The following is an 18,712-nucleotide window of genomic DNA, read 5'->3' as shown; positions in this document are numbered from 1 at the left end:
TTCCCGATGGCTCATCGTCCGACTGCTCCGCGAGATGTCCCTGCCGGGACTTCGTTCGATCATCCGCCTTCCGCGCCCGGCCGGGCGCCGCGCCACCGAAGAGCGGGATGACGGGGGCGAGACGCTCATCGTCCGACATGCGCTCGCCCCCGTTCCGATCCGTCATGATCAGGCCGGGCGCCGCTGCGCGAGCTCGTCGGCCGGCTCTTCCACGACCGCGGCCGCCCCGCCGATGCCGAGCTTCTGCTTGATCTGCGTCTCGATGGTCGCCGCGATGTCGGGGTTCTTGAGCAGGAAGTTGCGGGCGTTCTCCTTGCCCTGGCCGAGCTGGTCGCCCTCGTAGGTGTACCAGGCACCCGACTTCTTCACGATGCCGTGCTCCACGCCGAAGTCGATGAGGCTGCCCTCCCGGGAGATCCCCGTGCCGTAGAGGATGTCGAACTCGGCCTGCTTGAACGGCGGCGCCATCTTGTTCTTGACGACCTTGACGCGCGTGCGGTTTCCGACCGCGTCCGTGCCGTCTTTCAATGTCTCGATGCGACGGATATCAAGGCGCACCGAGGCGTAGAACTTCAGCGCCTTGCCGCCCGCGGTGGTCTCGGGCGATCCGAAGAACACGCCGATCTTCTCGCGCAGCTGGTTGATGAAGATCGCGGTGGTCTTGGTCTGGTTCAGGCCACCGGTGAGCTTGCGCAGCGCCTGCGACATGAGTCGCGCCTGCAGTCCCACATGCGAATCGCCCATCTCGCCCTCGATCTCGGCTCGGGGCACGAGCGCAGCCACGGAGTCGATCACGACGAGATCGATCGCGCCGGAGCGGATCAGCATGTCGGCGATCTCGAGCGCCTGCTCACCCGTGTCGGGCTGCGACACGAGCAGCTGGTCGATGTCGACGCCGAGCTTCTGCGCGTACTCCGGGTCGAGCGCGTGCTCCGCGTCGACGAAGGCGGCGATGCCGCCCGCGCGCTGGACATTCGCGATCGCATGCAGCGTGAGGGTCGTCTTACCCGACGACTCCGGACCGTAGATCTCGATGATTCTGCCGCGGGGCAGTCCGCCGACGCCGAGCGCGACGTCGAGGGCGATGGAGCCCGTGGGGATGACTTCGACCGGGGCGCGCTCGTCGCTGCCCAGCCGCATGACCGAGCCCTTTCCGAACTGGCGGTCGATCTGTGCGAGGGCCGATTCGAGGGCCTTCTCGCGGTCTGCCGGTGTGGGCATGGTGTGCTCCTTCGTGATCGCGAACTGCCGCCTGTAGGCTGTCTCGGTCTTCCCGGCGGGTCGACTCTTCGACAAGGCGTATAACCGTCGAGGTCATGTCGTTCACGGTACGGAGGGCCACCGACATCGCTGCGATGTTCACCCGAACTGTGGACGACTTCCTGCTCGATGTCATCTGTGGAGGACGATACGCCGTCATCGAACACAGATTCGACGACACGCCGGATCTCGGGCGATCCGATCTCGAACACGCCGCGAGCCGGCATCGAGGGCGATGCCCGTCAGAAGCGCTTGAGCTCGCGGCGGCCCACACCGTATCTGCGGGCGGCGGGAACGTCGGTCTCCTCGCACAGCGCCAGCCAGATGTCCCGCGGCGGCACGCCGTCGTCCAGGGCGCGACTCGACGACCGTCCTCCGAGCCCGCTCAGCACCAGGTCGTTCAGCAACGACGATGCACGGGCGCCGAACTCGGCGTCGACAGCACGGAGGAACTCGCTTCTGCGCATCTGTGTCCGCCGCCGGCCGCGATCACCGCAGCGACAGCTCCGGGCCCACCTCGGCGACGAGGTCGTCGGGGACGACATCGGGGAAGACCTGGATGCCCTCGAGCACCGAGATGCGGTCGCCGACCTCGCGCATGATGGTCGAGATGGGGACGTCGAGCGCCTCGGCGACCGAGGCGAGGATCTCACTGGAGGCCTCCTTCTGACCGCGCTCGACCTCGCTGAGGTAGCCGAGTGCGACGGATGCCTTGCCGGCGACCTGACGGAGCGTCCGGCCCTTCTGCAGACGGAAGTCCCTCAGCACGTCGCCGATCTCCTGTCGTACGAGGATCATCGGGACCTCCTCTCTCGCCGTTCCGACCCGATGGTTGCGTCCGATCGGATCGTCAGTCTAACCCGATCCATCGGGGGAAAATCTAGCGTGTCAACCTGTGTCGTGAATGTGAGCACACTCGACTCAACTTCGTGAACCGCTCCCCTATTCCCCGGATGCGCCCGATCCGCGCGCCAGATGGTCGGCGAGCAGCACCAGCGCCGCATCCACGCTCTGCGATCGGATCGATGCGCGATCGCCGCGGAAGACATGCGAGCGCACCTCGGATCCCTCGGGGGTGCTCACACCGATATGCACGGTTCCCACCGGCTGGCCGTCCGGGGAGTCGGGACCGGCGATCCCCGTGGTGGACAGGCCGGCATCCGCCTCGCGACCGTCGATCGCCAGCGTCGAGCGGACTCCTGCCGCCATCTGCCCGGCAACCTCCGGATGCACGGGGCCATGCTCGTCGAGCAGGCCCGCATCGACGCCGAGCAGCGTGTGCTTGAGGGGCGTCGCGTAGGCCACCACGCCTCCCGCGACGACGTCGGAGGCGCCGGGGACCGACACGAGCGCCGAGACCAGCGCCCCGCCCGTCAACGACTCGGCAACACCCAGGGTCCATCCCCGCTCGTTCAGCGCCGCGAGTACCCGCGGCGCGAGCGACGAGGCGTCGTCAACGCTCGTCATGCGGAGCCTGCGATCCGGAGGCGTGCGCCCGCGAACCCCGCACCTGGGCCCGCACGTAATCCGCGCCGCTGGCCAGGGTCAGCACGAGCACGATCCCCATCAGCACGGCGGTGACGAGCGTCCAGGCGTCGAGGCCTATGAGCAGGTGCAGCGGCAGGAGCGCCCAGGCCAGGGCGACGCCCTGCACCGCGGTCTTGATCTTGCCCATCCACGCGGCGGCCACCACGTGCTCCTTGGCGACGACCAGCCGGTGCGCCGTGATGCCCCACTCGCGGATGAGGATCACGATGACAACCCACCACCACACCTCGTCGAGGATGGCGAGGCCGATGAAGCCGGCGCCGGTGAGCAGCTTGTCGGCGATCGGATCCCACAGCTTGCCGAAGTCACTGACGATGTCGTACTTGCGCGCCAGGTACCCGTCGACCCAGTCGGTGCTGATCGCGAGGACGAACAGCGCCGCGGCGACCCACCTCAGGGCGATGTCAGTCTCACCGTACCGCCCGCCCAGGAGCAGCAGCACGAAGAAGACGATCGCCAGCGGGATGCGGATGACGGTGATCGCATTGGGCAGCTGGCGCGGGATCGCCATCAGTCGCGCCCCGTCAATCCCCAGGCATCCTCGTCGCTGTCGCCGTCGACCTCGGGCAGTCCCTCGAACTGCGATCTCACGGGATCGGATCCGTACTGATCGGCCGGACGCGACGGCGCGCTCGGCGCCGCACTCGCGTCTGCGGAGGGTGCGGGGCCCGAGGGGCCGTCTCCGCGCAGGCGGGCGAGCACATCGGGAAGCTGTTCGGGCGTGACGAGCACATCGCGTGCCTTGGAGCCCTCGGAAGGGCCGACGATCTCGCGCGACTCCAGCAGGTCCATCAGGCGCCCGGCCTTGGCGAAGCCCACACGCAGCTTGCGCTGCAGCATCGAGGTCGATCCGAACTGCGTCGACACGACGAGCTCTGCCGCCGCGAGAAGCACCTCGAGGTCGTCGCCGATGTCTTCGTCGACCTCTTTCTTCTTCGGTTCGATGGCCTCCTGCACGTCGGGCCGGTATTCCGGGTGCGCCTGAGACGTGACGTGCTTGACGACGGCGTCGATCTCGCTCTCCTCGACCCAGGCTCCCTGTAGCCGGAACGGCTTTGAGGAGCCCATCGGCGAGAACAGCGCATCGCCCTGCCCGATGAGCTTGTCGGCTCCGGGGCTGTCGAGGATGACCCGGCTGTCGGTGACGCTGGTCACGGCGAAGGCGAGACGCGAGGGCACATTGGCCTTGATGAGACCGGTGACGACGTCGACGCTGGGGCGCTGCGTGGCGAGCACGAGGTGGATGCCCGAGGCCCGCGCCAGCTGGGTGATGCGCACGATCGAGTCCTCGACGTCGCGCGGGGCGACCATCATGAGATCGGCGAGCTCATCGACCACGACGAGCAGGTACGGGTACGGCTTGAGCACGCGCTCACTGCCGACCGGCACCTCGACCTCGCCCGCGCGCACGGCCCGGTTGAAATCGTCGATGTGACGGAAGCCGAACGACGCGAGGTCGTCGTACCGCATATCCATCTCCTTCACGACCCACTGCAGCGCCTCGGCCGCCTTCTTCGGGTTCGTGATGATGGGGGTGATCAGGTGCGGTACGCCGGTGTAGCTGGTCAGCTCCACACGCTTCGGGTCGATGAGCACCATGCGCACATCCGACGGACGCGCGCGCATCAGCAGGCTCGTGATCATGGAGTTCACGAAGCTCGACTTGCCCGAACCGGTGGATCCGGCGACGAGCAGGTGCGGCATCTTGGCGAGGTTGGCGACGACGATGTTGCCGCCGACGTCCTTGCCGACGCCGATCGTCAGCGGATGCGTGCTCTTCTGCGCGGCAGGAGAACGCAGCACGTCGCCGAGCGCGACCTTCTCCTTGTCGGTGTTGGGGATCTCGATGCCGATGGCGCTCTTGCCGGGGATCGGCGAGAGGATGCGCACGTCGTTGGAGGCCACCGCGTACGCGATGTTGTTGGAGAGCTGGGTGATCTTCTCGACCTTGACGCCGTGCCCTACCTCGACTTCGTACTGGGTGACGGTGGGTCCGCGGGAGAAGCCGGTGACCTTCGCGTCGACCTTGAACTGGGTGAGCACGCTCGTGATCTGCTCGATGACGCGATCCGTCGCGTCCGAGCGCACGACGGGAGCCGGGCCTGCGCTGAGCACGCCGGGCGAGGGCAGGATGTACGGCGCGGCGGGAGCCTGAGGCCCGCGCTCACCAGGGCCGGCCGTGCCGAATCCGTCGAATCCGGGGAGCTCGGGAGCCTCCCCCGTGTCGCCGTCGTCCAGCAGCGCCGTGCTCTGGTTCTCGGCCAGCCCGTCGGCGACGGCGCGCACGTCGGTGAGCACTTCGGTCGCGGCGTCGTACGGATCGTCGCCGACGATCACCGCCTGATCGAAGGCCGGCGTCGACGAGCTCGATCCCTGCGCGGGCAGTAGTTCGGTGAGGTCCTGCGAACCCAGTCCGCCCTCGTCGGGATCCTCCTCACGTCCGGTCTTGTTGCGCCGCCACCACGGCAGCGCGTCGTCGTCTTTCTCGCCCTCGACCTCGGGATCGGTCTCGACGGCGGTCGCGCGCGGTGCGCGTTCGGCGTCGAACATCCAGGCGTAGAGATCACCGAGGCGCGAGCCGATCCGGTTCGGGGGCGTCTTGGTAAGGATCAGGATGCTCAGCACGGCGAGCAGCGACAGCACGACGTAGGCCACGACGGGCGTGAGGAAGACGAGAGGCGCACCCAGCAACCAGCCGAACAGTCCGCCGGCTTCGCTGAGCGCGAGCATGCCCTGCCTGGGCTCCGGCTCACCGCCGGCCACATGGCAGAACCCCGCCAGCACCAGCACGAACAGTCCGAAGCCGATGCCGATGCGCCCGTTGTCGTGCACCGAGGACGGGTGGCGGAACAGCCATCCCGCCAGCAGGAGCAGCAGTACGGGCAGCACGAACGCCGCCCGGCCGATCATCCCGCCGAAGGTGTAGGCGCTGATCGCCGATGCGACGTCGTTGCCGATGAAGAACCATTCGACGACGGCGCCCGCCGCCGCGAGCAGCACGAGCAGGAACGGGAATCCGTCGCGGCGCTGGTCTTTCTCGAGCGTCTCCGGCCCGAAGGCGCGGAACAGCCCGCCGACGCCGTGGGCGAGCCCGTTCCCGGCGCGCACCGCCACCGGCGGCTTGTCGACCTCGTCGATGTACTTCTTGGGAGCGGCGGCGCTGCGTCGCTTCGCGCCGGATCCCGTGCCGGAACCGGAGCGGGAGCGGGTCGAGGGCTTCGCCGACGCCGCATCGCTCTTGGTCGCACTGGTACTCCTGGGCATGCCCCCACGCTACGGCCCACCGATGACATCGGCCCGTAATGACGCGGGTTTCCGGAGGATTGCGCGGCCAACGGCGCCGGGCACAAGGGCTGCCCGGGCGGCTCAGGCCTCGATCACGAGCGGGACGATCATCGGCCGGCGACGCAGCTTCTGGTTGACCCAGCGACCTATCGTGCGCCGCACCGCCTGTGACAGAGCGTGGTTGTCGCGCACGCCGTTGCCGGCGGCCTCCTTGAGCGCCGCGACGATCTTGGGAACGACGTCGTCGAACACCGCGTCGTCCTCGGCGACGCCCCGGGCGTGGATCTCGGGGCCGGACACGATCCGGCCCGTCGCCGAGTCCACGACGACGATGACGGAGATGAAGCCCTCCTCGCCGAGGATGCGTCGGTCCTTGAGGTCGGCGTCGGTGATCTCGCCCACCGTCGAGCCGTCGACGTAGACGAATCCGAGGTCGAGCTGCCCCGCGACGCGCGCGACGCCGCCGGCGAGGTCGATCACGGTGCCGTTCGAAGCGATGATCGTGTTCTCCTCGGGGATTCCGGTGTCCTGCGCGAGCTTGGCGTTGGCGATGAGATGCCGGTACTCGCCGTGCACGGGCAGCACGTTGCGCGGCTTGAGGATGTTGTAGCAGTACAGCAGTTCGCCCGCGGCGGCGTGTCCCGAGACATGGACCCGCGCATTCGCCTTGTGCACGACGTCGGCGCCGAGCTTGGTGAGTCCGTCGATGACGCGGTACACGGCGTTCTCGTTGCCCGGGATGAGGCTCGATGCGAGGATCACGGTGTCTCCCGGCCCCGGCTCGATGGCGTGCTCGAGGTTCGCCATGCGGCTGAGCACCGCCATCGGCTCGCCCTGCGAGCCCGTGGACATGTAGACGATCTTGTCGTCGGGAAGGTCCTTGGCCTTCTTGTAGTCGATCAGCACGTTGTCGGGAACGCGGAGGTAGCCGAGGTCCTCGGCGATCGTCATGTTGCGCAGCATGCTGCGGCCGAGCAGCGCCACGCGGCGGCCGTGGGCGTGCGCGGCGTCGAGCACCTGCTGAACGCGGTGCACGTGGCTGGAGAAGCTGGCGACGATCACGCGGCGCGGCGCCTTGCCGATCACCTGGTCGAGCACCGGCCCGATCGAGCGCTCGAGGGGCGTGAAGCCCGGCACATCCGCGTTGGTGGAGTCCACGAGGAACAGGTCGACACCCTCCTCCCCCAGACGGGAGAAGGCGCGCAGGTCGGTGAGCCGGCCGTCCAAGGGCAACTGGTCCATCTTGAAGTCGCCGGTGGCCAGCGCGAGCCCTGCGGGTGTGCGGATCGCGACGGCGAGCGCGTCCGGGATCGAGTGGTTGACGGCGACGAACTCGAGGTCGAACGGCCCGACTGCGACGTCCTGCCCCTCGGCGACCACGCGAGTGGTGGCCTTGATGCGGTGCTCCTTGAGCTTGGCCTCCACGAGCGCGAGCGTGAGTCCGGAACCGATCAGCGGGATGTCCTGGCGCAGCCGCAGCAGGTACGGCACGGCGCCGATGTGGTCCTCGTGACCATGCGTGAGCACGACGGCGACGATGTCGTCGAGGCGGTCCTTGATCGGCTCGAAGTCGGGCAGGATCAGGTCGACGCCCGGCTGATGGTCTTCGGGGAAGAGCACGCCGCAGTCGACGATGATGATCTTGCCGTCGAACTCGAAGATCGTCATGTTGCGGCCGACCTCTCCGAGTCCGCCCAGCGGGATGACGCGCAGCGTCTGCGGAGCGAGCTTGTCGGGTTCGGCGAGCGGGATGGTCATGGTGCCTCCTCAAGGGGCATCCGAGACGCCCATTCTCTTGCGTTGTGCGATCTCGTGATCGCTGCCCTCAGCGGGCGATCGTTCGTGGGCCGGTGACCGTGCGGGTCATCGGGTGGTGCCGTGCACCTTGGGCAGGGCGCCCCCGGCTGCGGCGTTGCGGTCGGGACGGAAGTCGGAGAAGTCGGCCCCCGGAACACCGCTGACCAGAGCCAGCTCGTCCTCGATGATCGCGGCCTCCCACTCCTCCGGGCCCACCAGCGGCAGGCGCACGCGCGGGCTGCCGATGCGGCCGAGGCCGTGCAGGATGTACTTCACCGACACGGTTCCCGGCACGTGCGTGCCCACGGCGCGCACGAGGGGCTCGAGCTGCTTGTGCGCCGCCGTCGCCGCCGCCAGGTCGCCGCGGTTGACGGCATCGACGATGGTCCGGTATGGCGCCGATGTCACGTTCGAGGTCACGCCGATCAGGCCTGTGGCCCCGATCGAAAGGTGCGGCAGCACGTTGGCGTCATCGCCGGAGAAGTACATCAATCCGGTCTGGTTGAGCACCCGGCTCACCTCGGAGAAGTCGCCCTTGGCATCTTTCACGGCGAGGATGTTCGGGTGCTTGGCCAGGCGCAGGATCGTCTCGTACTGGATGGGAACGCCCGTGCGCCCGGGGATGTCGTAGAGGATCACCGGCAGGTCGGTCGCGTCGGCGACGAGCCGGAAGTGCGTGAGGATACCCGCCTGGGTGGGCTTGTTGTAGTACGGCGTGACGATCATGATGCCGTCGGCGCCGGCCTTCTCGCTGGCCTTGTACAGTTCGATCGCGTGCGCCGTCTCATTGGAGCCCCCGCCGGTGATGATCTTGGCGCGACCGGCCGAGACGTCTTTGCCGACCTCGACCAGGCGGATCTTCTCATCGTCGGTGAGAGTGGAGGTCTCACCCGTGGTGCCGGTGACGACGATGCCGTCGGCGCCGTCGCTGATCACGCGGTCCATGTGCTTCTCGACGGCGGGCCAATCGACCTCTCCGTCGGCCGTCATCGGGGTGACGAGCGCGACGAGCACCTGTCCGAAGGGATTGCCCGTGTGCGTCATGCTCTCAGCGTATCGTCATCGACCCGATGGCGACGGCGCACGCCGATCGTTCAGATCCGGCCCCGCCGTGCCACCGAGGCCGTGAGCCCCGACGGCAGAACCCGGCTGAGCGCCACGATCGCCTTGTAGCGCAGCGACGGGATCGACACCGCCTTGCCGCGTGCGGCGTCGCGCAGACCTTCGCGCACCACGTCGGCCGCGTTCAGCCACATGATGTCCGGGATGCCCTCCTTGCCGGGAGGCAGACCCATCCGCTCGTGGAAGGTCGTGTGCGTGAAGCCGGGGCACACGGCGGTCACCGTCACGCGATCGCGCGCGTACTCGGCGTTCGCCCACCGACTGAAGCCGATCAGCCAGCCCTTGCAGGCCGAGTACGTCGACCGCGAGATGAAGCCGGCCACCGAGGCGACGTTGATGATCCGGCCGCCTCGCCCGCGCATCGCGCCGAGCGCGGCGTGCATGAGCCGCATCGGCGCCTCGACATGCACCCTGAGGTGGCGCACCTCGTCGTCGATGTCGTTGTCGGCGAAGGCCAGCGGGAGGCCGAAGCCGGCGTTGTTCACGAGCACGTCGATCGGGTGCTGCCTGTCCTGTACGCGCCGCACGACTCTGGCGAGCTGACGCTCGACGGACAGATCGGCCGTCAGCACCTCGACCCGCACCTCGTACGCCTCCCGCAGGTGGGCGGCCAGTGTATCCAGCGTCTCGCGGGTGCGCCCCACGAGAACGAGGTCGGCACCGCGCTGCGCCAGTTGACGCGCGAACTCCGCTCCGAGCCCGGCCGCCGCACCCGTGATCAGCGCCGTGGCCATCAGCGCTCGTATCCCAGGAAGCGGTAGCGCGCGCCGCTGCGAGAAGTCTGCCACTCCCCCTCGTCGACGAGGCGCCACCCCTGCGTCGACGGGGCGAAGGCGTCGCCGTCGACGGCGAGGTCGATCTCGGTGACCTCGAGCCGGTCGGCATCGCCGATCGTCTGCCGGAAGATCTCAGCCCCGCCGATGATCCAGACCCGGTCGAGGCCCCGCACCGCCTCGGACACCGTCGCCGCACGACGCACGCCGGGCGCGGACCAGTCCTGCCGACGCGTGATGACGATGTTCTCGCGGTCGGGCAGCGGACGAAAGCGTTCGGGCAGCGAATCCCAGGTCTTGCGCCCCATCACGACAGGGGCGCCGAGGGTGACCTCCTTGAAATGTGCGAGGTCTTCGGGAACGTGCCAGGGCATGCCGCCCTCCGCGCCGATCACTGCGTCGTGCGCCTGCGCCCAGATGAGACCCGCCCAGGTCATACCGCCACCGCCGCCCTGATCGCCGGGTGGTGCTGGTAGTCCTCGACCACGAAGTCCTCGAAGCGGTAGTCGAAGATCGAGTCGGGTGTGCGGGCGATCCGCAGCGTCGGCAGCGGGTACGGCTCGCGCGTGAGCTGCTCCCTCACCTGCTCGCGGTGGTTGTCATAGATGTGGCAGTCGCCGCCGGTCCACACGAACTCCCCCGGCTCGAGGCCGGTCTGCTGGGCCACCATGAGGGTGAGCAGCGCATAGGAGGCGATGTTGAAGGGCACGCCCAGGAACAGGTCTGCGCTGCGCTGGTACAGCTGGCACGACAGCCTGCCCTCGGCGACGTAGAACTGGAACAGGGCGTGGCACGGCGCGAGCGCCATATCGGGGATGTCTGCGGGATTCCACGCCGAGACGATCAGACGCCTCGAATCGGGGTCGGCCTTGATCTGGTCGATCACCTGGGCGAGCTGATCGATGTGACCGCCATCGGGCGTCGGCCACGAGCGCCACTGCACGCCGTAGACGGGGCCGAGGTCGCCGTCGGCATCGGCCCATTCGTCCCAGATCGTCACGCCGTGCTCCTGCAGCCAGCGCACGTTGGAGTCGCCGCGCAGGAACCACAGCAGCTCGTACGCGATCGATTTGAAGTGCACGCGCTTGGTCGTGATGAGCGGGAAGCCCTCGGACAGGTCGTAGCGGATCTGTCGGCCGAAGGCACTCGTCGTGCCCGTACCGGTGCGATCGTCCTTGTGCGCACCGTGCTCGAGCACGTCGCGGAGCAGGTCTTCGTAGGGCGTGGGGATCGCGGCGCTCATGCCCGCCAGACTACCGGCGGCGTGCGACATTCGGCGTCGGACATCCTGTCATTCATCGTCACATCCCGCCCGATACGAAACCCGCGCCGTAGCCTGGGTGAGTGCCCGCCCCGCTCGCCCTCGCCGCCGTCGCCGCACTGCTCGTGCTGGCCACCGCTGCGGGACTCCTGCTGCGGATGCGCGACGGTCGCCGCAGGCGCATTCACCCCGACCGCGCGGTGACCGTCCGCGCCGACGATCTCGCGCCGGCGGCACTGGCACCGCGCGCGACGCTCGTGCAGTTCAGCACCGAGTTCTGCACGCGCTGCCCTCAGGTGCGGCGCGTGCTCGCCGACTGGACAGCGCCGATCGAGGGCGTCTCGGCCGTCGAGATCGACCTCACCCGCCGCACCGATCTCGCGTCGCGCTACGGCATCCTCGCCACGCCCACCGTCTTCCTCGTCGACGAGGACGGCGTCGTGCGCTCGCGCTTCCACGGCATCCCCGCGCGTACGGCGCTCGACGAAGCACTCGCGGACCTGTCCGCATCCGCTCCCGACGCCGCTGATGAGCGATCCTCGGTCTCCGAACGATTCTCTGTCTCCGAAGGAGCCTCATGACCACTCCGGCCGGAATCGATCCGCGCGGCCCGCGCTTCGGCGCGTCGATCACGTCGGCTCTGCTGCTCGTGGCGACGGCGCTCGCACTCACCGGGATCTCCACGGCGCGCGGCGTCAGCGGCTACGTCGCCGTCCAGACGCTCACCGATGCATCCTTCGACATCCCGGGAGGGTGGGCGCTCCCCCAGGCGACGGTGCCCGAGCGGGTCGTGGATGCCGGATTCCTGCTGACCCTCGTCGTGGCGCTGCTGTTCGCCTGGAGCCTCGTCTCCTCGCGCACCCAGCCCTGGAACGCGCTGTTCCGCACGCTCGTGCGCCCGCGACTGAGCCCGCCCGCCGAACTCGAGGATCCTCGGCCGCCCCGGTTCGCGCAAGGGGTCGGGCTGATCGTCGTGGGTATCGGTCTCGTGCTGCACCTGCTCGGAGTACCGTGGGCGCTGCCCGTGGCCACGGCGGCCGCGTTCGTCGCGGCGTTCCTCAACGCCGCCTTCGGCTTCTGCCTCGGCTGCCAGATCTGGCTCCTGCTGCAGCGCGCCGGACTCGTGGGCCGCTCCACAGGCGGTTCCTCCGCCACGGCCTGATCGGTAGGCTGGCAGGCACCATCAGCCCCCTATCCGGAGGAGTCGACATGTCCGTCACGAGCGAAGCAGCAGCCACCTGGACGGGGAGCCTCACCGAAGGCTCGGGCACGGTCTCGTTCTCGTCATCCCACCTCGGAACCTTCCCGCTCGACTGGAAGTCGCGCTCGGAGGGGTCTGACACCACCACGACGCCTGAAGAGCTCATCGCGGCCGCGCACTCGTCCTGCTTCAGCATGGCGCTCTCGCACGCCCTCGCCGGCAACGGAACCCCGCCGGAGCGCGTCGACACCACGGCGTCGGTGACCTTCAAGCCCGGCACCGGCATCACCGGCAGCCACCTCAACGTCAACGCGAGCGTGCCCGGCCTGGACGCCGAGACCTTCCAGCGCATCGCCGACGAGGCAAAGACCGGCTGCCCGGTCTCGCAGGCGCTGTCGGGTATCGAGATCACGCTCGAAGCAACGCTGGCCTGATCCCCCGCACCACCTGAAGCGCGGCCGCGTCTGACTGATCAGGCGGGGTCGCGTTTTAGTGCGCCGTCTTCTCCAAGCGAATCGCGGCACGAACGCTCGCCCGCGCTTCGCCCAGCTGCCCCGCCGCGCGCTGAACGATGCCGAGTCGCAGGCGGGATCGCCAGTCCTCCGGGGCCGCGGCCGCCGCATCCGCATATCGCTGCACGAGTCCGGCGGCCTCCTCGCGCACCACCCGGCCGCTCGGCGTCAATGCCACGTCGTCGTCGGGCACCCCGTCTTCATCCTCCAGTCGGCGGGTGAGACGCGCGGACTGCACACCGAACATGACTTCGCGCACGAGCACCCATGCCCCGATGAGCGGCAGCACGAGCAGCCCGACGCCGAAGGCGATGCCCACCGGCTCTCCCGTGGCGAACATGATGAACGCGCGCTGCACGGCGAAGGCGAGATAGAGAGCGAGGGCCGCCGTCATCACGGCCACGCCGACGCGAGACATCATGCGCTCGGTGTGATCCCGAGATCGATGACGTGCTCGAGCCCCACGATCACTCCGCGCGCATCGCGGGCGTACGGCAGCGCGAGACGGATCCCCGGCGCGTAGGCGCCGGCGGAGTCGACGGTGTCGTGCGTGATGGTCAGAGTCTCCCCCGCGCCCGACAGAATCACCTCTTGCCGTGCGACCACACCGGGGCGGCGCAGGGAATGGATCGGAATGCCGGAGATCTGCTGACCGCGGGCGCGCTGGTCGGCGTGCGGAGCATCCACCGGCCCCTGCCCGTCGCGCGCCTGGGCGATGAGTTCGGCGGTGCGCACAGCCGTGCCGCTGGGCGAGTCGATCTTGGTGTGCCTGTGCGCTTCGATGATCTCGACCGAGCTGAAGAACGGGGCGGCGAGCGCCGAGATCGCCGAGCCCAGCACCGAGGCGACGGAGAAGTTCGGGATGAAGACCGCCCCGGTGCCCGCCGCCTCGACGAGCGGGCGCACGAGAGCGATGCGCTCGGCCGACCAGCCGGAGGTGCCCACGAGCACGTTGACCCCCCGTTCGACAGCGGCGCGGACCACATCGACCGAGACGGATGGAGTCGAGGCGTCGACCACGAGATCCGCCCCGTCGAGCTCGGACAGCGCGCTCTGCGAGCCGAGAACGGCGTGCACATCGAAGCCGTCCAGCTCGTCGATCACCGTGCGGATGATCGCGCCGAGCTTGCCGTTTCCGCCCACCAGGGCAACTCGCGTGGTCATGCCCCCAGTCTATTCAGCGTGCCGACGCGGCACGCCGCGCCGCTCGGCGTAGCGTCGGATCATGCTCACGTTCCGTCCGGCCCGCCCGGATGCCCCGGATGCCCGCGCCCTGCTCGAGGAGTACTTCGCCGCGCGTGCCGCAGACTTCCCCGGCGGCAGCTACTCCCCGACGTTCCCCGCACCCGATGCGTTCGCCGAGCCCGACGGTGTGCTCCTGCTCGCGAACGACGAGCAGGGCGCCCTCGTCGGCTGCGGAGCCATCCGCCGACTCGCCGTCGATGCTCCCGGCACGGTGCGCTTCGAGGTGAAGCACATCTTCCTCCGCGGCGACAGCCGCGGCAGGGGCTGGGGCGTCGAGCTCATGGCCGAGCTGGAGCGACGCGCGATCGATTGGGGCGCCACCGAGCTCGTGCTCGACACGCATCACACCCTGGTGCCTGCCGGGCGCCTGTACGCCCGACTCGGCTACGAGCAGGTGGAGGCGTACAACGACAACCCGAACGCGACGCGCTGGTACCGCAAGGCCGTCTGACCTCTCTGAGGCGGAATGCTCAGACCGGTATCGGGTCGGGCAGGCCCGTGTGCAGCTCGAAGGGCAGGTGGCCGAGGTCGTTGTGCGCCACGAGGCTCCACGGCCTGCCCTGCTTCTGCGAGATCACGGTGAGGCCGCAGTGGGCCTGATTCAGCGTCATCCAACGCCATTCGGGCGCCTCGATCACCTCGCGGACGAACCACGAGATGACGAAGTTGTGCGTGATGAGCACCTCGTGGACATCCCCCGGCTTGCGCACGAGGAACTCGCTGACCGCATCGCCCATCTGCGCGCGGCCGGCCTCGATCTCCGCCTCGGTCACCGACCCGAAGAACGGCTCGAAGGTCGATGGCGTCTCATCGGTCATCCCCGTGGGGATGCAGTCGAACAGCAGTGCCGACGGCTCGGCCGTGACCGCCGGCAGGCGTTCGGCGATCGCGCGCGCCGTCTCTGCCGCGCGCAGCAGCGGAGAGTGCCAGATGGCATCGAGCGGAAGCCCGGAGAGCCGGTCGGCCACGAGCTCGGCCTGGCGGCGACCGCGCGGGGAGAGCGGACCGTCGTCGACGCCGTACTCGGCGTCTTGGTGTTCGCCATGCCTGACCAGATAGATGTAGTGCGTCACAACCGCTCGATCCGTATCCGACGGTTCCGCCGGTCTTCTGCCAGCCTACGCCACGGCCTCCGACACGAGTCGGCGTGCGTCGAAGCTGTGGATGACCGGTCAGGACGGCGGCGGACTACGCGGCGGCGCGACTGAGCTCGCCCAGCTGGGCACGGCTGAGCGAGACGCCCGCCCCCTGGATGAGCTCCTCGACATGCTCGGTCGAGAATGCGTTGACGATGGGCGCGGTGATGGTGCGCTGGGCCAGCAACCAGGCGATCGCCGCGGCGGCGACGGGAACCTGGAGCTCCTCGGCCACGAGATCCAGAGCACGCAGCGCCTTGATGCCGCGGCGGTTGATGTTGCTGCGCAACTGCTGTCCCCGCACGCCGTCCAGCGCCCGGGCCTTCGAGCGGTGACGCCCGGAGAGGAAGCCGTGCTCCAGCGCGTGCGACGGTGTGACCGCCAGACCCTGCGCCCCCGCGACGAGGCGCAGATCCCCCTCGAATCCCGCGCGACGCAGCAGGTTGTACGGCTCGTCCAGCACGTCGATGCGCGGGTATCCGGCAGAAGAGAGGATGCGCGCTTCGACGAGGCGTTCGGCCGAGAATCCGAAGGCTCCCAGAGCGGCGACCTTGCCGCTCTCGACGAGCCACTCGGCCGTCGCCAGGGTGTCTTCCAGGGGAGCGTCCTGATCGGCGGCGCCGTCGAGGTACAGCACGTCGATGCGCTCCACGCCCAGCCGCGTGAGCGAGGCCTCCACCGCCCGCACGAGGTTGATCGAGCCGAGGCCGGGGTTGTCGGGATGTCCACCGACCCGTACCCCCAGCACGATGTCGTCGCGACGACGAGAGCGCAGCCAGCGGCCCACGATGTGCTCGCTGCGGCCGGCGGCGAACCCGTCGGCCGTGTGCACGGCGTTTCCGCCGAACTCGACATAGCGGTCGAGGATGCGGTGGCTCGAGTCGGTGTCGGTGTTCCAGCCGAACTCCGCACCACCGATCATGAGTGGGAAGACGCGGATGCCGGTCGCGCCGAGTGCGACGCGCAGGCATTCGCCGACACCGGGACCGACGAGCGGGATGGGCGCCGACGGATGCTCCGCGGCGGCGGTTTCGACGCGCTCCGAACCGGTTGCGGTGCCTACGCCGAAAAGACGCATGCTCTCACCCCCGAAGCTTGCAGCGAATCACGCACCCCCGGTGCGTAAAGACAGAGTATGGGAGTCCGCAGACGGAACCGTTCATTGAGGCAACGTTCCGGCGAACATCGCATAACTATTCGATCACGAACACGACGACAGGGCCGTGTCCTCCCCGATTCGGGGCGACACGGCCCTGTAGGCCGAGCGCCTGTCAGACGATGCCGATCACGCCTCGACGGGCGCGGCCTCCTTCGACGCGTCCTCGGCGGGCTCGTCGACCACGGGCTCCAGCGACAGCTTGCCGCGGTCATCGATCTTCGAGATCTTCACGAGGATCTTCTGACCGACGCTCACGATGTCGCCGACGTTCTCGACGCGCTGTCCGCCGTTGAGCTTGCGCAGCTGACTGATGTGCAGCAGACCGTCCTTGCCGGGCAGGAGCGACACGAAGGCGCCCAGGCCGTCGCGCACATTCACGACCGTGCCCAGGAACTGCTCGCCGACCTCGGGGTTCGTCGGGTTGGCGATCGCGTTCACCTGCGCACGGGCGGCCTCGGCCGACGGTCCGTCGACGGCGCCGATGTAGACCGTGCCGTCCTCCTCGATGGAGATCTGCGCACCGGTCTCGTCCTGGATCGCGTTGATCGTCTTGCCCTTCGGGCCGATCAGCTCGCCGATCTTGTCCGCCGGGATCTGCACGCTGATGACGCGCGGCGCAGTGGGCGCCATCTCGTCAGGAGCGTCGATCGCGGCGTTCAGCACGTTCAGGATCGTCAGACGCGCGTCCTTCGCCTGCGTCAGCGCGCCAGCCAGCACATCCGAGGGGATGCCGTCGAGCTTCGTGTCGAGCTGGATCGCAGTGATGAACTCGCTGGTTCCGGCGACCTTGAAGTCCATGTCCCCCAGGGCGTCTTCAGCACCGAGGATGTCGGTCAGCGCGGCGTAGCGCGTCTGCCCGTCGACCTCGTCCGAGACCAGGCCCATGGCGATGCCGGCCACGGGTGCGCGCAGCGGCACACCCGCGTTCAGCAGCGACAGGGTCGATGCGCAGACGGAGCCCATCGACGTCGAGCCGTTGGAGCCGAGAGCCTCGGAGACCTGACGGATCGCGTACGGGAACTCCTCGCGGCTGGGCAGCACCGGCACGAGGGCGCGCTCGGCGAGGAAGCCGTGCCCGATCTCGCGACGCTTCGGCGACCCGACGCGGCCGGTCTCACCGGTCGAGTAGGGCGGGAAGTTGTAGTGGTGCATGTAGCGCTTGCTCGTCGTGGGAGAGAGCGAGTCGATCTGCTGCTCCATCTTGAGCATGTTCAGCGTGGTGACGCCCATGATCTGGGTCTCGCCGCGCTGGAAGATCGCCGAGCCGTGCACGCGAGGGATGACCTGCACCTCGGCGTCGAGCGGGCGGATGTCGGCAAGGCCACGGCCGTCCATGCGCACGCCCTCGGCGAGGATGCGCCCACGGACGATGTTCTTGGTGACCGACTTGTACGCACCGGAGATCTCGCCGGCAGCGGACTCGGGCAGCGTGCCCGCCTCGATGGCCGCAGCGACCTCGGCCTTGACACGGTCCTTGACCTCGTCGTCGGCGTTCTGGCGCTCGATCTTGTCGGCGATCTGGTAGACCTTCTCGAGGTCGGCGGTCGCAGACTTCGCGATGAAGTCGTAGGTCGCCTGCTCATAGGCCGGGAAGACCGGGTAGACGCCCGGCTCCTTCGACGAGTGCTTCGCCATCTCGGCCTGCGCCTCGACGAGCTGCTTGAGGAAGGGCTTCGCGGCCTCCAGGCCACCGGCGACGATGTCCTCGCTCGGCTTGACGGCCCCGCCCTTGATGAGGTTCCAGCTGTTCTCTGTGGCCTCGGCCTCGACCATCATGATCGCGACGTCTTCGGTGCCGTCGGCCTTCTTGACCACACGGCCGGCGACCATGAGGTCGAACACGGCCTCCTCGACCTGAGCCTGGTTCGGGAACGCGACCCACTGATCCTCGTGCTGGCCGTGACCAGGAACGAGCGCAAGGCGCACGCCGGCGATGGGGCCCGAGAACGGCAGACCGGAGATCTGCGTGGAGGCCGAGGCCGCGTTGATCGCGAGGGCGTCGTAGTACTCGCCCGGTGCGATCGAGAGCACCGTGATGACGATCTGGACCTCGTTGCGCAGGCCGTCGACGAACGACGGGCGCAGCGGGCGATCGATGAGACGGCACACGAGGATCGCCTCGGTCGAGGGGCGGCCCTCGCGGCGGAAGAACGAGCCGGGGATCTTGCCGGCGGCGTACGAGCGCTCCTCGACATCGACGGTCAGCGGGAAGAAGTCGAAGCCCTCGCGGGGGTGCTTGCCGGCGCTGGTGGCCGACAGGATCATCGTCTCTTCGTCGAGGTACGCCGCGACGGCGCCCTGCGCCTGCTGGGCGAGACGCCCGGTCTCGAAACGAACGGTACGGGTGCCGAATCGGCCATTGTCGAGAACGGCTTCGGCGGCGGTGATTTCAGGACCTTCCAAGAGGTCTCTC

20 protein-coding genes are annotated in these 18,712 nt (G+C 68.7%); 4 read left to right on the top strand and 16 right to left on the bottom strand.

Features of this window, described 5'->3' with window-relative positions; translation table 11 throughout:
* Window positions 1-168 precede the first annotated feature (168 nt).
* The 11 genes from recA to BKA02_RS11000 all read right to left on the bottom strand — a co-directional run bounded on the left by recA (window position 169) and on the right by BKA02_RS11000 (window position 11,028).
* A complete protein-coding gene (gene recA, locus BKA02_RS11050; protein ID WP_179434017.1) occupies window positions 169-1,221 on the bottom strand; it encodes a recombinase RecA in 1,053 nt (350 codons plus the stop codon).
* A 281-nt stretch (window positions 1,222-1,502) separates the two neighbouring features.
* On the bottom strand, window positions 1,503-1,727 hold the full coding sequence (locus BKA02_RS11045; protein WP_179434015.1) for a DUF3046 domain-containing protein: 225 nt from the start codon (window positions 1,725-1,727) through the stop codon (window positions 1,503-1,505).
* Window positions 1,728-1,749: 22 nt separating this feature from the next.
* Window positions 1,750-2,058: a helix-turn-helix domain-containing protein gene (locus BKA02_RS11040; protein WP_179434013.1), complete on the bottom strand. Its 309-nt coding sequence runs from the start codon at window positions 2,056-2,058 to the stop codon at window positions 1,750-1,752.
* Between the two features lie 144 nt (window positions 2,059-2,202).
* Entirely contained in the window at window positions 2,203-2,727 is a 525-nt protein-coding gene (locus tag BKA02_RS11035; RefSeq protein WP_179434011.1) for a CinA family protein, read from the bottom strand.
* Complete coding sequence (gene pgsA / locus BKA02_RS11030) at window positions 2,714-3,319, bottom strand: CDP-diacylglycerol--glycerol-3-phosphate 3-phosphatidyltransferase (protein WP_179434009.1); 606 nt, start codon at window positions 3,317-3,319, stop codon at window positions 2,714-2,716. The genes BKA02_RS11035 and pgsA overlap by 14 nt, the downstream gene beginning before the upstream one ends.
* A complete protein-coding gene (locus tag BKA02_RS11025; protein ID WP_179434007.1) occupies window positions 3,319-6,072 on the bottom strand; it encodes a DNA translocase FtsK in 2,754 nt (917 codons plus the stop codon). Before BKA02_RS11025 ends, pgsA begins: the two co-directional genes overlap by 1 nt.
* A gap of 102 nt (window positions 6,073-6,174) precedes the next feature.
* Window positions 6,175-7,851, bottom strand: a complete 1,677-nt coding sequence (locus BKA02_RS11020) for a ribonuclease J (protein WP_179434005.1) — start codon at window positions 7,849-7,851, stop codon at window positions 6,175-6,177.
* Between the two features lie 105 nt (window positions 7,852-7,956).
* Window positions 7,957-8,934: a 4-hydroxy-tetrahydrodipicolinate synthase gene (gene dapA / locus BKA02_RS11015; RefSeq protein ID WP_179434003.1), complete on the bottom strand. Its 978-nt coding sequence runs from the start codon at window positions 8,932-8,934 to the stop codon at window positions 7,957-7,959.
* Window positions 8,935-8,984: 50 nt separating this feature from the next.
* Window positions 8,985-9,746 (bottom strand): SDR family NAD(P)-dependent oxidoreductase, encoded by a 762-nt coding sequence (locus tag BKA02_RS11010; RefSeq protein WP_179434001.1) that lies wholly within the window; start codon window positions 9,744-9,746, stop codon window positions 8,985-8,987.
* Window positions 9,746-10,222, bottom strand: a complete 477-nt coding sequence (locus BKA02_RS11005) for a dihydrofolate reductase (RefSeq protein ID WP_179433999.1) — start codon at window positions 10,220-10,222, stop codon at window positions 9,746-9,748. Before BKA02_RS11005 ends, BKA02_RS11010 begins: the two co-directional genes overlap by 1 nt.
* Window positions 10,219-11,028: a thymidylate synthase gene (locus BKA02_RS11000; RefSeq protein WP_179433997.1), complete on the bottom strand. Its 810-nt coding sequence runs from the start codon at window positions 11,026-11,028 to the stop codon at window positions 10,219-10,221. The genes BKA02_RS11005 and BKA02_RS11000 overlap by 4 nt, the downstream gene beginning before the upstream one ends.
* 101 nt (window positions 11,029-11,129) lie before the next feature.
* Between BKA02_RS11000 and BKA02_RS10995 the strand changes: the two genes are divergently transcribed.
* From BKA02_RS10995 to BKA02_RS10985, 3 genes are read left to right on the top strand one after another with little or no spacing between them, the layout of a single operon-like run.
* A complete protein-coding gene (locus BKA02_RS10995; protein ID WP_343045396.1) occupies window positions 11,130-11,627 on the top strand; it encodes a TlpA family protein disulfide reductase in 498 nt (165 codons plus the stop codon).
* Window positions 11,624-12,208, top strand: coding sequence for a DUF4395 domain-containing protein (locus BKA02_RS10990; RefSeq protein ID WP_179433995.1), 585 nt, complete (start codon window positions 11,624-11,626; stop codon window positions 12,206-12,208). The genes BKA02_RS10995 and BKA02_RS10990 overlap by 4 nt, the downstream gene beginning before the upstream one ends.
* Before the next feature lie 47 nt (window positions 12,209-12,255).
* On the top strand, window positions 12,256-12,681 hold the full coding sequence (locus tag BKA02_RS10985) for an OsmC family peroxiredoxin (protein ID WP_179433993.1): 426 nt from the start codon (window positions 12,256-12,258) through the stop codon (window positions 12,679-12,681).
* A gap of 55 nt (window positions 12,682-12,736) precedes the next feature.
* On the opposite strand, the gene BKA02_RS10980 is transcribed toward BKA02_RS10985, so the two are convergent.
* Together BKA02_RS10980 and dapB are read right to left on the bottom strand one after the other, a co-directional pair.
* On the bottom strand, window positions 12,737-13,180 hold the full coding sequence (locus tag BKA02_RS10980) for a hypothetical protein (RefSeq protein WP_246286020.1): 444 nt from the start codon (window positions 13,178-13,180) through the stop codon (window positions 12,737-12,739).
* Complete coding sequence (gene dapB, locus BKA02_RS10975) at window positions 13,177-13,923, bottom strand: 4-hydroxy-tetrahydrodipicolinate reductase (RefSeq protein WP_179433991.1); 747 nt, start codon at window positions 13,921-13,923, stop codon at window positions 13,177-13,179. Before dapB ends, BKA02_RS10980 begins: the two co-directional genes overlap by 4 nt.
* Window positions 13,924-13,984: 61 nt before the next feature.
* Between dapB and BKA02_RS10970 the strand changes: the two genes are divergently transcribed.
* The gene (locus BKA02_RS10970; protein ID WP_179433989.1) at window positions 13,985-14,455 is read left to right on the top strand and encodes a GNAT family N-acetyltransferase; all 471 of its coding nucleotides are present in this window, start codon (window positions 13,985-13,987) and stop codon (window positions 14,453-14,455) included.
* 19 nt (window positions 14,456-14,474) lie between these two features.
* On the opposite strand, the gene BKA02_RS10965 is transcribed toward BKA02_RS10970, so the two are convergent.
* From BKA02_RS10965 to BKA02_RS10955, 3 genes are all read right to left on the bottom strand, one after another.
* The gene (locus BKA02_RS10965; protein WP_179433987.1) at window positions 14,475-15,077 is read right to left on the bottom strand and encodes a histidine phosphatase family protein; all 603 of its coding nucleotides are present in this window, start codon (window positions 15,075-15,077) and stop codon (window positions 14,475-14,477) included.
* 115 nt (window positions 15,078-15,192) lie between these two features.
* Complete coding sequence (locus BKA02_RS10960; protein ID WP_179433985.1) at window positions 15,193-16,218, bottom strand: aldo/keto reductase; 1,026 nt, start codon at window positions 16,216-16,218, stop codon at window positions 15,193-15,195.
* Window positions 16,219-16,425: 207 nt separating this feature from the next.
* On the bottom strand, window positions 16,426-18,702 hold the full coding sequence (locus tag BKA02_RS10955) for a polyribonucleotide nucleotidyltransferase (RefSeq protein WP_179433983.1): 2,277 nt from the start codon (window positions 18,700-18,702) through the stop codon (window positions 16,426-16,428).
* Between the last annotated feature and the right edge of the window lie 10 nt (window positions 18,703-18,712).

It is taken from the genome of Microbacterium pseudoresistens (genome assembly GCF_013409745.1).
In the GTDB taxonomy this organism is placed as follows: Bacteria; Actinomycetota; Actinomycetes; order Actinomycetales; family Microbacteriaceae; genus Microbacterium; species Microbacterium pseudoresistens.
Note: the sequence above shows the minus strand (reverse complement) of the source record. Positions and strands in the feature narration are given on the sequence as shown.